This window comes from Streptomyces rapamycinicus NRRL 5491, assembly GCF_024298965.1.
Classification (GTDB): domain Bacteria; phylum Actinomycetota; class Actinomycetes; order Streptomycetales; family Streptomycetaceae; genus Streptomyces; species Streptomyces rapamycinicus.
This window is the reverse complement of the sequence record NZ_CP085193.1, coordinates 7,217,464-7,233,023: the sequence shown is the minus strand read 5'-3', so window position 1 is coordinate 7,233,023 and position 15,560 is coordinate 7,217,464. Positions and strand designations below refer to the sequence as shown.

The window sequence follows — 15,560 nt, the reverse complement described above, 5'->3', positions numbered from 1 at the left end:
AAGAGATGAAAGGTGGCACCGACCCGCCATGCTCGCCTCGCGGCAAGTGGTCGCTCGAAGCGACGAAGGTTGGGCCCGGGGGCTTGGATCGGGCCGGTGCCACACCAAGGCTAACAAACAGGCCCGGGAAGGGATTCCCCTCCCGGGGGGTGGATTTCGGAGGGCCCCGGAGCACCGGGCGCGGGGGTCCTCCGGCCGGGGTGGTGGTCAGTCCCGCAGCAGGTCGGGGACGGCGTTGCCGTCCGGCTCGTCACGGTCGCCCGAGACCACCGTCAGCCGCTGGGTGGCGCGGGTGAGCGCCACGTACAGCACCCGGAGCCCCGCCGGGGACTCGTCGGCGATCTCGGCGGGCGAGACCACGACCGTCGCGTCGTACTCCAGCCCCTTCGCCTCCAGGCTGCCCAGCGCCACCACCCGGTGGCCCAGGCCCGTCAGCCACTGACGGGCCTGGGCGCGCCGGTTCATCGCGACGACGACGCCGACGGTGCCGTCGACCTCGTCCAGCAGCCGTGCCGCCTCGCGGCGCGCGGCCGCGCCGAGGTCGCCGTCCGCGCCCGGTACGAAGCGCGGCGCCACGCCCGTGGAGCGGACCGCCTCGGGGGCGGGGGTGCCGGGCATGGCGAGGGTGAGGACCTTGGTGGCCAGTTCGGCGATCTCCGCCGGGTTGCGGTAGTTGACGGTGAGGGTGAAGCGGCGGCGCGGGCGGCTGCCGAGCGCCTCGTCCCGGGCCCGCCCCGCCTCGTCCGGGTCGGACCAGGAGCTCTGAGCCGGGTCGCCGACGACCGTCCAGGTGGCGTGGCGGCCGCGGCGTCCGATCATCCGCCACTGCATCGGGGTGAGGTCCTGCGCCTCGTCGACGATCACGTGGGCGTAGTCGGCGCGCTCCCGCTCGGCCCGCTCGGCGCGGCTGCGGCGGGGGCCGGCCCGGTCGGCGTAAGTGGTCAGCTCGTCCAGACCGGTGAGCTGGTCCAGCGGATCGGCCTCGCGGGGGGCGGGGCGGGCGGGGGTGCCCAGGAGGGTGGTCAGCTCGTCCAGCAGCGCCACGTCGTGGACCGACAGCGGGCCCTGCCCGTCCGGGCCGAGCCGGGCCAGCGAACGGGCCACCTGCCGGACCTCGCGGGGGTTGAGCACCCGCCGTGACCAGCGGTTCAGCCGCTTCTCATCGGCCATGGCGGCGAGGACGGAGCGGGGGGTGAGCTCGGGCCACCAGGCGTCGAGGAACTCGTGGAAGGAGTCCTCGGTGGAGATGTCCTCGTCGAAGCCCTCCCGCGCCTCGGCGGCCAGCTCGGGGTCGGTGTACCGCCTGGGGGCGCCGGATCGGGTCCACAGCGCGTCCAGGAGCAGCCGCCGGGCGCGGGGGCGCAGCAGATTGACGGGCGCGGTGCCGCCCAGCACGTTCTGGCGGATGGTGCGCAGCTCATCGGCGCCCAGTTCGATCCGGGCGCCGAAGGCGACCACGCGCAGCCGCTCGGGCGGGCCGCCGGGTCTGGACCCGGCCCCCGCACCGGGTCTGCCGCCGTGGGCCTCCAGCGCCCCGTCCAGCGTCAGCTGGCCATTGCCGGATGACTCGGATGACTCGGACGACGCGGACGACGCCGATGACGACGAAGGGGATGGCGACGAGGGGGCCGAACCGGCGGGTGCGGCGGCTCCGCGCGGCAGCTCCAGCGCGCCGCGCGCGGCCTTGCGCAGCACCTTCACCATCCGGGACGAGCCCTTGACCCGGGCCACGGCCGGGGTGTCGTACGTGGTGGCCTCAGCGCCCTCCACCAGCGAGCCGACCGCCCGGATGGCCACCTGGCCCTCCTCGCCCAGCGAGGGCAGCACGCCCTCGGTGTAGGCGACCAGCAGTGGGGTGGGGCTGACCACGAGGATGCCGCCCGCGTAGCGCCGCCGGTCCTGGTAGAGGAGATACGCCGCGCGGTGCAGCGCGACCGCCGTCTTGCCGGTGCCGGGGCCGCCCTCGACCTCGGTGATGGAGGCGGCGGGGGCGCGGATCACCTGGTCCTGCTCGGCCTGGATGGAGGCCACGATGTCGCGCATCGTGTGGCCGCGGGCCTGGCCGAGCGCGGCCATCAGCGCGCCGTCGCCGACCACCGGCAGCGCCCCGCCGTCGAGGGTGGCGCTGAGCTCCGGGCGCAGCAGGTCGTCCTCGACGCCGAGCACCCGGCGGCCCTTGCTGCGGATCACCCGGCGGCGGACGACGCGGCCGGGGGCCACCGGTGTGGAGCGGTAGAAGGGCGCGGCGGCGGGCGCCCGCCAGTCGATCACCAGCGGGGCGTAGTCGGCGTCCAGGACGCCGATGCGGCCGATGTGCAACGTTTCGGCGATCTCCGCGCGGTCGCCGTCCGGGCCGGTGCGGATGGCGTCGTCGGCGGGCTCGACCGAGGTGTAGGCGCCGTCGGGGCCGCGCCGTCCGTCCTTGCCCGGCAGCAGATCGATGCGGCCGAAGAGGAAGTCCTCGAACTCGCTGTTCAGCCGGTTGAGGTGGACACCGGCCCGGAAGACCTGGGCGTCCCGTTCGGCGAGTGCGCCGGGCGTGCCGACCTGCCCGCGCTTGGCGGCGTCGTCCATGAGGAACTCCGCCTCGTGGATCTTCTCCGCGAGGCGGTGGTACACCCGGTCCAGATGCGCCTGTTCGATCCGGATCTCGCTGTCCCGGACCCCGTCCCCGCGGTCCCCCCGCGGTGCCGTCCGGTCGTCATGCGTGGCGTTCTGCGCGGCCACCCAGGCCCCCTTCTGTGTTCTTAAGGGCAGCCGTCAACCGTACACCTGAAGGGGAGCGGTTTCTCAGAGCCTGACCTGGGCCAGGCGCTGGCCGTCCAGGGTGCGGACCTCGAACCGCTCGATGTCGTCGGTGTTCATGGCGGCCCCGCCCTGGGCGTAGAGCGGCTCCTTGCTCCAGCGGGAGCCGTCCCCGTCCTTGACGCCGTAGCCCGAGGTGGGCACGGCCCAGGTGGTGATGGTCTCCTCGTGGCCGTCCTTGCCGATGGCGACCAGGTCACAGGTGCGCGGCCCCTTCAGGTTGCCCAGCTTGAGGGCGACGGAGGTGCCCCACCCCTTCTGCTGGAGCGAGACGGAGGCGTCCACCTTGGTGACGGGGTCGACCGAGCTGAACTTCTCACCCTGGTCGTACACCTGCTTGGAGGAGGAGGCCACCACCTGGTCCTTGCCCCCGCCGTCGTCGGAGCTCGCGGTGATGGCCGCTCCCGCGAGCGGACCGCCGACGATGAGGACGGCGGCCGCGGCGACGAGGAAGAGACGCCGTCTGCCGGAGGCCTTGCGACTCACCGCGACGTCGTCCATCAGCCGGTCGAGCAGTTCGGGCCCCGGGCGGGCGGTGACCACCGCCGGATCCGGGAGCGCGGTGCCGTCGGCGGCGGTGGCGTACTCGGCCAGCAGCGGCGGGAGGCCCATCAGCTCGTCGAGCTCGGCGGCGCACCGCTCGCACCCGATGAGGTGGTCCTCGAAGCGCGCCGCGTCGGCGGGGTCGAGCACCCCGAGCGCATAGGCGCCGACCGCGGTGTGCTGCTGGTCGTCCGCTGCCGGCATCATGCCGTGACCCCCCGTTCCTCGAGCGAGAGCTTCAGGGAGCGCAGCGCGTAGAAGACCCGGGACCTCACCGTCCCGGCGGGAACGCCCAGCACTTCGGCCGCCTCACTCACCGTCCGTCCCTTGAAGTATGTCTCTACGAGCGCCGCTCTATGTGCGTCGGTGAGGTCATTCAACGCGTCAGAGATGGTCATCTGGCGCAATGCGCGGTCGATGTCGTCCGCGGCGGGCATCACATGGAGCGGCGCCGCGTCCACTTCGTGGGGACGTGCGCGGCGTTGGCGGTGGCCGTCGATGACGATGCGGCGGGCCACGGTCACCAGCCAGGGTCGTACCGATCCTCCGGAGCGCCGCAGTTGGTCGGCGTTGCGCCAGGCGCGCAGGAGGGTCTCCTGGACCACGTCCTCGGCGCGGTGCCGGTCGCCCGCGACCAGGCGCAGGACGAAGGCGAGAAGCGGGCCTGCGTGCTCCGCGTAGAGCGCGCGCATGAGCGCGTCGTCCGGTGTCGTCCTCTCGGTCACGAGGGCATCTTTGCGTACGCAAGCCGCCGGGTCGAGGGGGGTACGGGCTGGAAACGCTCGCCGTTCATCGACCACCGTGTGATGTACATCCCATTCCCGGACTGAACATCTCCCGCTGTGCGGTGCGTACTTGAGTCCGAGTAAGGCCGACGCCGGGCGGGCGCCGGCTGCCAGGAAGGGCTCCCTCCCCAAATCCGCCCCGCAGGCCCCGGTCCCCCCATCCGGGGCCTGCGTCATGTCCGGGTGGTGTCCGGGTCATGACTGAATATCGCTCATGCTTTGCTGATGCTCGGGTTTACCCGGCGGCGGTGACGGGCAACCCGCTCGCGGTTTCCACAGACTTCGCTGGAGCACCAGCGCCTGCGGCGGCCGCGCGAGGTGTCCAGGTAGACCAGCGAGCAGGTCTCCCCCTCACAGCGCCGCAACTGCCCGCGCGCCACCGGGTCGGTGAGCAGCTGCACCGCGTCCCGGGCGATCTGGGAGAGCAGCGCACCGCAGTCCGCCTTCCCGGCGAGGGCGCCGACCAGGGCGCCGTCGGAGGTCCGTACGGCGCGCAGGGCGGGCGGGGCGGTGGCGGCCAGCGCGTTCATCCGCTCCAGATCGGCGGCCGCGGCATGGCCCTCGACCTCGGTGTGGACGATGCGGTGCAGCAGGTCACGAGCGGCCCGGAAGCGGATGAGCCAGCGGTGGTCCACGGCCTCGAGCGAGGTGCCACCGGGCACCAGCCCGGCGCCCAGCAGCCACGCCCTGAGGGGCTCCACCCCGCCGAGCCGCTCGACGGGCGCCTCGCTGAGCCGGCCGCCGACCGTGGCCACCAGGTCCAGGCAGATCCGCCCCGAGTCGAACCGCAGGTCGTAGGCCGACGCCGACGCCATGTTCCCGTCACCCCTTCGGGGAAGGCCCGATCCGGTCACCCTTCAGAGTGCCCGCCCCGCGTGTTACCCGTAACCCCTTCAACCCAGCCCCTCCGGAGGAACCCCCAGCCCCTCCGGCGGAACCCCAGCCCCTCCGGCGTTTGAGGAGCGGGGTCCGGGGCGGAGCCCCGCCGGGGCCCGGGGCGGAGCCCCGCCGGGGCCCGGGGCGGAGCCCCGCCGGGGCCCGGGGCGGAGCCCCGGCAACAGAACAGCTACACGTCCGCGTACTTCGTGTCGGCCGACGGATCGAGCGCCAGCCGATACCCCCGCTTGACCACCGTCTGGATCAGCTTGGGCGAGCCAAGAGCCGTCCGCAGCCGAGCCATCGCCGTCTCCACCGCATGCTCATCGCGCCCAGCCCCCGGCAACGACCGCAAAAGCTCCGACCGCGCCACGACCCAGCCGGGCCGGCGGGCCAGGGCCCGCAGCAACGCCATCCCGGCGGGCGGCACCGTACGCAGCTCCCCGTCCACGACCACCGCGTGGCCGCGGATCTCCAGCCACCGCCCGGCGACCGGCAACGGCCGCACCCGCCCGGGGAGTTCCGCGGTCAGCAGCTGCACCAGCGGCCCGAGCCTGAACCGTTCGGGCTGGGAGGTGGGAATGTCGTGGGCCTCCAGTGGTAGCGCGGTGACCGGTCCGACACACGCGGGCAGCACATCATGGCGGAGCGCGTCCAGCAGCTCGTCGCGCATTCCGCGCCGCTCCGCCCGGTCCAGCAGGCTCGCGGCGGCGGGCGCACTCGTGAAGGTGACGGCGTCCAGGGCGCGGGCCACCGTCGCGTCCAGCAGCCGGTCCACCGGTCCGATGTCCTCCGGTGGCATCCAGCGGTAGACCGGCACCCCGACCACCTCCGCTCCCCCGGCCCGCAGCGACTCGACGAAGCCGGGCAGCGGCTCGCCGTGCAGCTGGACGGCGATGCGGTGGCCCTCGACGCCCTCTTCCAGCAGCCGCTCGAGCACCTCGGCCATCGACTCGGAGGCCGGGTACCACTCCTCGGTGAGCCCGGCGGCCCGGATCGCCCCGCGCACCTTGGGCCCGCGGGCCAGCAGCCGCACCTCGCTCAGCCGGTCGAGCAGGGCGTCGCCCAGGCCCCAGCCGTCGGCGGCCTCGACCCAGCCACGGAAGCCGATGGCGGTGGTGGCGACCACGACATCCGGTGCGCTGTCGATCAACTGCTTCGTGGCCGCGAGGAGTTCGGAGTCGTCGGCCAGTGGCACGATCCGCAGCGCGGGCGCGTGCATCACCTCCGCGCCGCGGCGCCGCAGCAGGGCGCCGAGCTCATCCGCGCGGCGCGCGGCGGTGACTCCCACGGTGAATCCGGCGAGAGGGCCGACGGGCGTCTCGTCGCCCGCGGCTCCGGTCTGTTCTCGGTGCATGGCTCTCGTCCCGATCTTCCGGTCTCCCGATTCACTCGTGTTTGGGCGCCTTCGGTTCCGCATCCTGTCGCCGTCCCGTGTCGGTGGCGGTTCACGGAGGTTTCCCAGGCGTAACGGAGTGGCCGGCCGGGAGCTTCCCCGGCCGACCGTACGGGTCCCACCGGCCGACCGTACGCCCCGAACCGCCGGGACGCCCGCCCGGAGGCCGCCCGAGCCCGCCCTGCGGCGCGCTCGGGCCCCGCCCTTCGACCCCCTCGGACCCCGCTCGGACCCCGCTCGGCGGACCGCTCGGCGGCCCGCTCAGACGTCCGCGTAGGCGGGCTGCCGCTCCGACCGCGGATCATGCGCACCCGCCTGCGCGGCGGACACCGCGGCCGGGCGGCGGGCGCCACGGAGGTATACGGCCCAGGTGACCACGGAGCACACCGCGTAGAAGCCGAGGAAGGAGACGAAGGCGGGGGTCCCGGAGTGGGCGCCCGCGAACGACTCCCGGAAGGCGAGATTGATCCCGAGCCCGCCGAGCGCGCCGACCGCCCCGATCAGTCCCATCGCCGCGCCCGACAGCCGCCGCCCGTAGGCCGCGGCCTCCTCGCCGGTCAGACCGCGGGCCACGGCCTTCGCCTGGAAGATGCCGGGGATCATCTTGAAGGTGGAGCCGTTGCCGAGCCCGCTGAGGACGAAGAGGGCGATGAAGCCGATCAGGAAGACGGACAGCGACTTCTGCGCGGAGGCGTAGACGACCACGACGGTCGCGGCGGCCATGGCGGCGAAGGTCCACAGCGTGATCTTCGCACCGCCGTGGGCATCGGCGAGCCGGCCGCCGACGGGCCGGATGAGCGATCCGAGCAGCGGGCCGATGAAGGTGAGCGAGGCGGCCTGGAGCGGGGTGCGGTCGAACTGGTTCTGCAGCACGAGACCGAAGGCGAAGCTGTAGCCGATGAACGAGCCGAAGGTGCCGATGTAGAGCAGCGACATGATCCAGGTGTGGGCGTCCCGCGCCGCCTCCTTGGCCGCCCCGGCGTCGTTGCGCACCGGCGCCAGGTTGTCCATGAACAGCGCCGAGAGCGCCGCCGCGACGACGATCAGCGGGATGTAGACGGCGAGCACGAGCCGCGGATGGGCCGCTCCGGCGGTGCCTATCACCAGCAGCCCGACCAGTTGGATCACGGGGACGCCGATGTTGCCGCCGCCCGCGTTGAGGCCGAGCGCCCAGCCCTTCCTGCGCAGCGGGTAGAAGGAGTTGATGTTGGTCATGGACGAGGCGAAGTTGCCGCCGCCGACCCCGGTGAGCGCCGCGACCACCATGAACGTGGTGTACGAGGTCCCGGGCTCCATCACCACGGCGGCGGTGATCGCGGGCACGAGCAGCATCCCCGCGCTGACGATCGTCCAGTTGCGCCCGCCGAACCGCGCGACGGCGAAGGTGTACGGCACCCGCAGCACCCCGCCCACCAGAGTGGGCATCGCGACCAGGAAGAACTTCCCGGCCGGGTCGACCCCGTACTCCGGCCCCATGAACAGCACCATCACCGACCACAGGCTCCAGATCGAGAACCCGATGTGCTCGGAGAGGATGGAGAAGACCAGGTTCCGGGCGGCGATCCGCTCGCCCCGCTCCCTCCAGAACCTCTCGTCCTCCGGGTCCCACTGCTCGATCCAGCGGCCCCCCTTGCGCGCGGCGATGGTGGTCGGGGCAGTCATCACGCCTCCACAGTTCTCGGTGTGGCTACAGACGGTAGGGACGGCGGATTTCCGGGCTGTGGCGGCAGGTGACGCGGACGAAACCTTGCTCTCACCCGGGGAGCCGGGTGGCGGTGAGGGGGATTCCCGGGGCCCGGGTCCCGCGCCCCGGGGACTCCCTCATCCGGTGGAGCCGTGCCCATCGCATACGCGACGCGAGGTATCGCCCGGTACCGTACGCGGTGCACCGCCCGCCCCGCCCCGCCCCGCCGGAGGATCGCATGAGCAGCCAGCCGGATCACCCGCATGTGCCCGTCATCCCGCAGCCACCGATGACGCGGGACGCCTTGCGGGAAGCGGTCAAACGGCTCGACCTCGCGCGCACCGCGGAGTTCGACCGCGAGCTGGGCGAGGCGTTCGACCGCGCCGTTCAGACCGCCTCCACCACGCCGATGCGACTGTTCCTCGAGAAGTGGGCGACCGTCGTCGCGATCGAACGCCACCCCGGAAGGTTCCATGCCATGCGCGAGGCGGAGCGCGTCACCGGCGATCCCCGGGCCACGGAAGAGGAGTTCCGGGCCGCGCAGCAGACCATCGCCCGCATCCTCCGCGAGGCGTCCGCCGAGACCGGGGCCGCCAGGTGAACACACGGGGCGAAGGCGTCGAGGACACCGCCGGCTGGGCCTGGGAGTACAACCCCGACGCCGAGTGGGTCGTCGGCGGCATGAAGGACACGGACCGGTGCGCGGTCGAGGTGATCGGCAGCGCTCTGGCCGACCTCGCGGCCCAGGGGCTCGGCCCGGACGGTCTCCTCGACGACGACCCCGAACCCCATCGCCTGCGCACGTACAGCGTCGAGACGATGCTCGTCTGGTACCAGGTGATTCCGCATCGCATGCGCGTCTACATCAACCGCGTCAATCTCTGATCAACACGCCCGCCTCAGGCTGCGGCAGCCACGCGCCCGGTGGGCGGTGGAGCCAGCCGGACGCGGTGGCGAACGCGCGGGCCGCGGCGTGGAGGGCGTCCAGGCCGGGGTGGGTGAGGCCCTTGCGCCACACGATGGAGACCGGTGAGAGCGGAACGGGCTCGGTGAGGGGGCGCAGCACCGCGCCGGGGAGCTGGGTGAACACCTCGCTGGCCAGCACCGACCAGCGGCGCTTGGTCACCACCCGGATGAACTCCTCGTCCCCGTCGATCTCCGGGAACGGCTCCGCCATCGCGATCCCGCGCCCCGCGAAGAGCTGGGCGGCCAGGTCCGTCCACTCGGTAGTGGTGTCGTTGCCCGCCGCCGCGTACAGGGTCTCGCCCGTGAGCGCGGACAGCGGGATCTCCTCCAGCCGGGCCAGCGGGTGGTCCTCGCGCAGGACCACGGCGATGCGCTCGTGGCGGATCAGCCGGTGGTCCAGCCGGGCGAGCACGGCGGGGTCGAGGCCGCGGGCCCGGCCGAAGGAGACGTCCAGGCGTCCGGCGAGGAGTTCGGCGGCGGCCCCGGCCAGCCCGCTGTGGAAGCGGGCCACCAGTTCGGTCTCGGGGCCGATCCGGCGCCGCGCCTCCGCCAGCACCTGGCTTCCGGTGCTCACCGGGGCGCTCACGTCCACCAGCAGCGGGCGGCGCTCGGCCCCGCTGAAGGCCGCCGCCAGGTCGTCCTGGGCCTGGAGCACCCGCCGGGCGTACGGCAGCAGCCGTTCGCCCGCGGCCGTGAGGGCGACCTGGCGGGTGGTACGGACGAACAGCTCCGCGCCCAACTCCCGCTCCAGGCGCCGGATATCGCGGCTGAGGGCCTGCTGGGCGACGTAGAGGCGGGCGGCGGCGCGGGTGAAGTGCAGCTCGTCGGCGACGGCGGTGAAGGCGCGCAGCAGGCGCGGTTCGATGTCCCGGTTCACTCGCACATGGTGACCGACGCGACGCCCGGTCCTCACCCGGCCGGCATTGACAACGGAGATGCGTGAACGGCCCCCGATCAGGTGTTGGACCGCCCCCGGCCGGGCCCGGGACCGTAGTGGCGTGATCCTCTTCCTCGCCTCCCGACCCGTCGTCCCCCGCCCCTCCCACTCCGGCACCACCCCGCCACCCCGCCGCTCCCCGCTCACCACCCTCGCGACCTTCGTCCGACGACTGCGGGCCTGGAACCGCACCCGCGTGGCCGAGCCGACACCCCAACCACACGGGTCCCGGTCGGCGCGACGCTGATGCCCCCGATCGGCGCGAGTCCCCTGCCATCGGCCGGATTCGTCATACAAGCCGCCGCTCGCCGCCCGGGTGCCTTCATGGCCAGTACGGTGCATACGGACACCGAACAGCCCGGAGGACCGTATGAGCGCACACCCTATGGAGCCGCCCACGGGGGGCCTCATCCCCCGGCCGGAGCGCACTCCCGAATCGCTGCGCCTCGCGCTCGCCCGCGTAGCTCCCCATCGACTGGGCGAGATGGAAACCCAGAAGAACGAGGCGTTCGCCCTGGCAGCCGAACACAACAACCTCGGCCCCATCCGCCAATGGCTGCCCATCTGGGCCGGCGAGGTGGAGATCGAGCGCCGCCCCGACCTGGCCGCACGACGGCGTAACGCCGAACACGCGGTGCACACTCTCGGCAAGGACGACCCGGCCTGGCGGGCCGCCATGGACGAACTCCTGGCCGTGGTGAACGAGGCCCGAGAGGCCACCGCGTGAGCTGGGCCTGGTAGTACGACCCCAGCGAAGACCACGTCGCGAGCGGCGCCCCGCCCTCTCTGATCGCCGAAGTGGAGAAGAAGGCGGACGAGCTGGTCCGCGCGGCGGCCGCCTCGTACCTGGACGGTCCGGCGTACCAGCGGCCGTCGCCGCGCGGTGAGAACGTTCTTGTGCCCGGCGGTATGTTCCTCTGCCAGGTGGTTCCCCGGCACGAGCGCGTCTACCTGCCGCAGATCACTGCTTGGTGATCACCCGAGCGCCAAAGCGGCAGGGACCGCCCACAGCCTCGCCGCCCTCGCCCCGCTGCTCTTCCTGGCGAGCATGGCCACGGCCCCCACGATGATCACCGGTATGACCCTGGTCCACCGGCTGATCCCGGCCGCCCGCCTCAACGAGGGGATGACCACCGTCTACACCGGTCTGCTCATCGGCATCTCCACGGGTGCCGCGGCCGGCGGCTGGACGGTGGACCACCTGGGCTCCACCTCCGCCTACCTCACCCCGGCGACGGCGGCCGCCCTCGCCTTCGCCATCGCCTGGGCGGGGCGGGATCGGCTGCGGCCCCGCTACGGTGCGGTGCCCGATCCGAGCGGGCGGTCATGACGCGTCGGCCTCCGCCAGGAACGGTTCGAGCAGGGACAGCAGGGGGCCGGGGCGTTCCTCGGGGAGGAAGTGGCCGCTGTCGTCGATCACGGCGCCGCGGGTCGCCGGGGCGACCTGGCCGAGGCTGTGGACGGGGGCCGGGCCACCGGCCCGGCCACAGCCGACGGCCAGGGTGGGCATCGGGAGCGGGGTGCGGGCGAGTTCGGCGAGGGCGGCGGTGTCGGCGGGGGCGTTGCGGTAGTACGCGAAGCCGTTGGCCAGCCGCCCCGGGCGGGTGTAGGTGCGCAGATAGGTGTCGACGTCGGCGGGGCGGATGGCCCCGGTCTCCAGGGCGTGCCCGTAGAAGTGCTCCAGCAGGATCCGCTCCCGGCCCTCCGCCAGCTCCTCCGCGAGGCCGGGCACCGAGAAGAAGCCGAAGTGCCAGAGCCCGGCGCGGGCGATCAGTTCGCTCAGCCCGAAGCCGTGCAGTGGCACGGCGAGCAGGGTGAAGCTGCGGACCCGGGCGGGGTGGGCGGCGGCCCACGCATAGCCGATGGGACCGCCCAGGTCGTGGCCGACGACATGGACCCGGTCCAGGCCCAGCTCGGCGCGCCAGGCGTCGAGCAGGTCGGCGGCGATCCGGACCCCGTGGCCGTGCGGGGAGGAGCCCGAGTCGCCCAGGCCCGGCAGGTCCACCGCGAACACCTCGTGGTGGCGGGCGAGTTCGGGGATCACCTTGCGCCAGGCGTACCAGGTCTGCGGCCAGCCGTGGAGCAGCACGACGGGGGTCCCCGGCCCCGCCGCCCGCACCCAGTGCAGCCGTACGCCTTCGATCGTCGTCTCGCGGTGTTCTCGTGTTTCGCTCATGTGGGGCAGTCGAGCACCAGTGTGACGATGCTTTCCTCTTTGATATATGAGACGTGAAGGGATTATTCGCGAGCAGATATAGGCTTGGCCCTTATGGAGCTGCGCCATCTCCGCTACGCGCTCGCCCTCGCCGAGCACGCCCACTTCGGCCGCGCCGCCGCCGCGCTGGGCATCCGGCAGCCCCCGCTGTCCCAGCAGATCAAGGCGCTGGAGACCGAGCTGGGCGTACGGCTCTTCGACCGCACCGGGCACGGGGTGCGGCCCACCGCCGCGGGTGAGGCGTTCCTGGCCCGGGCCCGGCAGGTGCTGGACCATCTCGACCTCGCCGTACGGGACGCGGCCGACGCCGGGCGGGGCGAGACCGGTTCGCTCGCCATCGGCTTCCTCGGCACCGCGCTGGCCGCCGTGCTGCCCGAGGTGCTCACCGCCTTCCGGGCCCGCCGCCCGCAGGTCCGGCTGGAGCTGCGAGAACTCCCCAGCGCCCGGCAGATCGAGGCGCTGCTGGACGGCAGCCTGGACGCCGGGGTCATCTGCGGCCCGCCGCCCACGGCCGCCCGGCGGCGGCTGACCAGCCTGCCGCTGGCCCAGGAGACCCTGGTGGCGGCGGTGCCGTCCGGCCATCCGCTGACCGGCGCCGCGGCCGTGCCCGTACGGGCGCTGGACGGCGAGCCGCTGATCCTCTCCTCGCGGCAGGCCGAGCCCGCCGCCGCCGATGTGGCGCTGACCGTATGCCGCGCCGCCGGGGTCGAGCCGCGGATCGCGCATGAGGCGCACAATCTGCACACCCTGCTGGGGCTGGTCGCCTGCGGGCTCGGCATCGGCATCGGACCGGCGGGGATGCGGCGCTTCCGGCATGTGGGGGTGGCCCTGCTGCCGCTGGAACCGGCCGCCGCCGGGCTGGAGTTCCACCTCGCCCACCGCTTCGGCCCGGTCCCGAGCGTCCTGGGCGCCTTCCTCCGTACGGTGCGCCAGGTCCACAAGGGCTGAGGCCCCCGCCGCTTCCGCGCTTCCGGGTAAGCCCGTTTTGTCAACGGCATTGACATATCTCTATCACCCCTCGTATACCTCTCCCCATCGAAGCGCTTCGACGAACGTTGCACATGCGCCCTTCCTTCCAACCAACCCGGAGGCAGCGGATGTTGGCGGCACGGAAACGGACGAAACGAACGGTGGCCCTCATCGCGGCCGCGCTCGCGACATCCCTGGTCATAGCGGGTTGCGGGGACAGCGGGGACGAGGCCGGGGACGGCAAATCGCTCAAACTCTGGCACTACGAGGCGCCCAACAGCGCCATGGGCATCGCCTGGAAGCAGGCCATCGAGGAGTTCAAGAAGAGCCATCCGGGCGTCACGGTGAAGGTCGAGGAGAAGGGCTTCGAACAGATCCAGAAGACCGCCTCGATGGTCCTCAACTCCGGTGACGCGCCCGATCTGATGGAGTACAACAAGGGCAACGCCACCACCGGGCTGCTCTCCAAACAGGGCCTGCTCACCGACCTCACCCCCGAGGTCACCAAGCGCGGCTGGGACAAGCCGCTCAGCCCCGGCGTGCGCACCACCAGCCGCTACGACGCCCAGGGCCTGATGGGCTCCGGCAACTGGTACGGGATCCCCAACTACGCCGAATACACCATGGTCTTCTACAACAAGACCCTCTTCACCAAGCACCACGTCAAGGTCCCGGCCACCTTCGCCGAATTCACCGCCGCCCTGAAAGCGTTCAAGGACAAGGGCGTCACCCCACTGGCCAGCGCGGGCGCCGAATACCCCGCCCACCAGTACGTCTACCAGCTCGCCCTCTCCAAGGCCGACCGCTCCTGGGTGGACGCCTACGAGCAGTACCAGGGCAAGCCGGACTTCCACGACGCCGCCTGGACCTATGGCGCCACCACCTTCGCCGACTGGGTGAAGAAGGGCTATATCGCCAAGAGTTCGAGCGGCGCCAAGGCCGAGGACGCGGGCGCGGCCTTCATCGCGGGAAAGTATCCGATGTTCTTCTCCGGCAGCTGGTGGTTCGGCCGCTTCAAGTCCGAGATGAAGGACGAGTGGGGCACCTTCCCCTTCCCCGGCTCCAAGCTCACCCTCGGCTCCGGCGGCAATCTCTGGGTCGTCCCCAAGGGCGCCAAGAACAAGGAACTCGCCTACGACTTCATCGACATCACGATGAAGAAGGGCATCCAGAACACCCTCGGCGACAACGGCGGGGTGCCCGTGGCCGCCGACCCCTCGGCGATCACCGACCCCAAGTCCAAGGCCCTGATCAAGGACTTCACCACCTACGCCGACGGCGACGGCCTGGCCTTCTACCCCGACTGGCCGGTCCCCGGCTTCTACGACGTCCTCGTCTCCGAAACCCAGAAGCTGATCACCGGCAGCGCCGGGCCCGACGCTTATCTGGACGCGCTGAAGAAGGCGTACGACGCGGGCGCGCCGAAGGGATGAGCTCCCGATGAGCTCCCACGGCCACGGCGTCCGCCGCGGGCGCCGCGAATATCCGTACGCCCTGTTCCTGCTCCCCGGCGCGCTGGCCTTCCTCGCCGTCATCGTCGTCCCGTTCCTGATGAACACCGGGATCAGCCTCACCCACTGGCAGGGCGTGGGCAGCCCCAAGTGGGCCGGGCTCGCCAACTACCGCGAGCTGCTGGACGACTCCGCCTTCTGGGAGTCCTTCCGGCACAGCCTGGCCATGGTGGTGGCGATGGCGGTGCTCCCCACCGCCCTCGGCCTGGTGCTGGCCGCCGCGCTCTTCGACTACATCGCCAAACACATCGGCACCCGCACCGCGAGCGTGCTGCGCGCCTGCTTCTATCTGCCGCAGGTGCTGCCGATCGCGGTGGCCGGAATCGTCTGGAGCTGGATCCTGGCCCCGGAGAACGGCGCGCTCAACGAGGCGCTGGGCGCCGTCGGCCTCGGCTCGCTGCGCCAGGACTGGCTGGGCGACCCGGACTTCGCGCTCTACAGCGTGATGGCCGTGATGGTGTGGGTCCAGCTCGGCTTTCCGCTGGTGGTCTTCATGGCGGGGCTGCAGCGCGCCGATCCGTCCCTGCACGAGGCGGCGGAGCTGGACGGGGCCTCGTGGTGGCGGCGGTTCTGGCACGTGACGCTGCCGCAGATCCGCCCGGAGATCTATGTCGTGCTGCTGTGGTGCACCATCGCGGCGCTCAAGGTCTTCGGCGCGGTGTACGTGCTCACCAAGGGCGGGCCGGGCGGGGCCACCAATGTCCCCTCGTACTTCTCCTTCCAGTCCTTCTTCGAGAAGACGCAGGTGGGCTACGGCTCCGCGGTCTCCACCGCCCTCACCGTGATCATCCTGGCGCTGGCCCTGGCGGCATTGCGCCTGCAAACCCGGGCGGAGGACCAGTGAACGCCCTCAAACGACACCAGGCCCCGGCC

General features: G+C 72.3%; 16 protein-coding genes. 8 read left to right on the top strand and 8 right to left on the bottom strand.

What is annotated here, in order from left to right:
* Positions 1-207: 207 nt before the first annotated feature.
* The 6 genes from LIV37_RS30395 to LIV37_RS30370 all read right to left on the bottom strand — a co-directional run bounded on the left by LIV37_RS30395 (position 208) and on the right by LIV37_RS30370 (position 8,067).
* A complete protein-coding gene (locus tag LIV37_RS30395; RefSeq protein ID WP_020870915.1) occupies positions 208-2,727 on the bottom strand; it encodes a HelD family protein in 2,520 nt (839 codons plus the stop codon).
* A gap of 63 nt (positions 2,728-2,790) precedes the next feature.
* Positions 2,791-3,555 (bottom strand): anti-sigma factor family protein, encoded by a 765-nt coding sequence (locus LIV37_RS30390; protein WP_020870914.1) that lies wholly within the window; start codon positions 3,553-3,555, stop codon positions 2,791-2,793.
* Positions 3,552-4,073, bottom strand: a complete 522-nt coding sequence (locus tag LIV37_RS30385) for a sigma-70 family RNA polymerase sigma factor (protein ID WP_020870913.1) — start codon at positions 4,071-4,073, stop codon at positions 3,552-3,554. The genes LIV37_RS30390 and LIV37_RS30385 overlap by 4 nt, the downstream gene beginning before the upstream one ends.
* Positions 4,074-4,345: 272 nt before the next feature.
* Positions 4,346-4,948, bottom strand: coding sequence for a CGNR zinc finger domain-containing protein (locus LIV37_RS30380; protein ID WP_020870912.1), 603 nt, complete (start codon positions 4,946-4,948; stop codon positions 4,346-4,348).
* Positions 4,949-5,199: 251 nt separating this feature from the next.
* Positions 5,200-6,366 (bottom strand): uroporphyrinogen-III synthase, encoded by a 1,167-nt coding sequence (locus tag LIV37_RS30375; RefSeq protein ID WP_020870911.1) that lies wholly within the window; start codon positions 6,364-6,366, stop codon positions 5,200-5,202.
* Between the two features lie 300 nt (positions 6,367-6,666).
* Positions 6,667-8,067, bottom strand: a complete 1,401-nt coding sequence (locus LIV37_RS30370; RefSeq protein ID WP_020870910.1) for a nitrate/nitrite transporter — start codon at positions 8,065-8,067, stop codon at positions 6,667-6,669.
* 260 nt (positions 8,068-8,327) lie between these two features.
* Between LIV37_RS30370 and LIV37_RS30365 the strand changes: the two genes are divergently transcribed.
* Both LIV37_RS30365 and LIV37_RS30360 read left to right on the top strand, forming a co-directional pair.
* Positions 8,328-8,690: a DUF6247 family protein gene (locus tag LIV37_RS30365; RefSeq protein WP_020870909.1), complete on the top strand. Its 363-nt coding sequence runs from the start codon at positions 8,328-8,330 to the stop codon at positions 8,688-8,690.
* Positions 8,687-8,974, top strand: a complete 288-nt coding sequence (locus LIV37_RS30360) for a hypothetical protein (RefSeq protein ID WP_020870908.1) — start codon at positions 8,687-8,689, stop codon at positions 8,972-8,974. Before LIV37_RS30365 ends, LIV37_RS30360 begins: the two co-directional genes overlap by 4 nt.
* Here the strand turns inward: LIV37_RS30360 and LIV37_RS30355 are convergent.
* Positions 8,964-9,932, bottom strand: coding sequence for a LysR family transcriptional regulator (locus LIV37_RS30355; RefSeq protein ID WP_020870907.1), 969 nt, complete (start codon positions 9,930-9,932; stop codon positions 8,964-8,966). The two genes, LIV37_RS30360 and LIV37_RS30355, sit on opposite strands and share 11 nt — an antisense overlap.
* A gap of 430 nt (positions 9,933-10,362) precedes the next feature.
* Between LIV37_RS30355 and LIV37_RS30350 the strand changes: the two genes are divergently transcribed.
* From LIV37_RS30350 to LIV37_RS51825, 3 genes are all read left to right on the top strand, one after another.
* Positions 10,363-10,719, top strand: a complete 357-nt coding sequence (locus LIV37_RS30350; protein ID WP_121824327.1) for a hypothetical protein — start codon at positions 10,363-10,365, stop codon at positions 10,717-10,719.
* Between the two features lie 71 nt (positions 10,720-10,790).
* Entirely contained in the window at positions 10,791-10,967 is a 177-nt protein-coding gene (locus LIV37_RS30345) for a hypothetical protein (protein WP_020870905.1), read from the top strand.
* A complete protein-coding gene (locus tag LIV37_RS51825; RefSeq protein ID WP_274596670.1) occupies positions 10,888-11,322 on the top strand; it encodes an MFS transporter in 435 nt (144 codons plus the stop codon). Before LIV37_RS30345 ends, LIV37_RS51825 begins: the two co-directional genes overlap by 80 nt.
* Here the strand turns inward: LIV37_RS51825 and LIV37_RS30335 are convergent.
* Positions 11,317-12,168 (bottom strand): alpha/beta hydrolase, encoded by an 852-nt coding sequence (locus LIV37_RS30335; protein ID WP_020870902.1) that lies wholly within the window; start codon positions 12,166-12,168, stop codon positions 11,317-11,319. The genes LIV37_RS51825 and LIV37_RS30335 overlap by 6 nt on opposite strands.
* Positions 12,169-12,261: 93 nt before the next feature.
* Here LIV37_RS30335 and LIV37_RS30330 point away from each other — a divergent pair, with 93 nt between their 5' ends.
* The 3 genes from LIV37_RS30330 (at position 12,262) to LIV37_RS30320 (ending at position 15,531) form a co-directional block, all read left to right on the top strand.
* A complete protein-coding gene (locus LIV37_RS30330) occupies positions 12,262-13,155 on the top strand; it encodes a LysR family transcriptional regulator (RefSeq protein ID WP_020870901.1) in 894 nt (297 codons plus the stop codon).
* 149 nt (positions 13,156-13,304) lie between these two features.
* Positions 13,305-14,609, top strand: a complete 1,305-nt coding sequence (locus LIV37_RS30325; RefSeq protein WP_121824329.1) for an ABC transporter substrate-binding protein — start codon at positions 13,305-13,307, stop codon at positions 14,607-14,609.
* A 7-nt stretch (positions 14,610-14,616) separates the two neighbouring features.
* On the top strand, positions 14,617-15,531 hold the full coding sequence (locus LIV37_RS30320) for a carbohydrate ABC transporter permease (protein WP_020870899.1): 915 nt from the start codon (positions 14,617-14,619) through the stop codon (positions 15,529-15,531).
* Positions 15,532-15,560: the final 29 nt, after the last annotated feature.

Excerpts from the sequence above, each read along its gene's own strand:
- LIV37_RS30390 (WP_020870914.1), bottom strand. The coding sequence starts at position 3,555 with ATGATGCCGGCAGCGGACGACCAGCAGCACACCGCGGTCGGCGCCTAT.
- LIV37_RS30380 (WP_020870912.1), bottom strand. The coding sequence starts at position 4,948 with ATGGCGTCGGCGTCGGCCTACGACCTGCGGTTCGACTCGGGGCGGATC.
- LIV37_RS30375 (WP_020870911.1), bottom strand. The coding sequence starts at position 6,366 with ATGCACCGAGAACAGACCGGAGCCGCGGGCGACGAGACGCCCGTCGGC.
- LIV37_RS30370 (WP_020870910.1), bottom strand. The coding sequence starts at position 8,067 with ATGACTGCCCCGACCACCATCGCCGCGCGCAAGGGGGGCCGCTGGATC.
- LIV37_RS30365 (WP_020870909.1), top strand. The coding sequence starts at position 8,328 with ATGAGCAGCCAGCCGGATCACCCGCATGTGCCCGTCATCCCGCAGCCA.
- LIV37_RS30350 (WP_121824327.1), top strand. The coding sequence starts at position 10,363 with ATGAGCGCACACCCTATGGAGCCGCCCACGGGGGGCCTCATCCCCCGG.
- LIV37_RS30335 (WP_020870902.1), bottom strand. The coding sequence starts at position 12,168 with ATGAGCGAAACACGAGAACACCGCGAGACGACGATCGAAGGCGTACGG.
- LIV37_RS30330 (WP_020870901.1), top strand. The coding sequence starts at position 12,262 with ATGGAGCTGCGCCATCTCCGCTACGCGCTCGCCCTCGCCGAGCACGCC.
- LIV37_RS30325 (WP_121824329.1), top strand. The coding sequence starts at position 13,305 with ATGTTGGCGGCACGGAAACGGACGAAACGAACGGTGGCCCTCATCGCG.
- LIV37_RS30320 (WP_020870899.1), top strand. The coding sequence starts at position 14,617 with ATGAGCTCCCACGGCCACGGCGTCCGCCGCGGGCGCCGCGAATATCCG.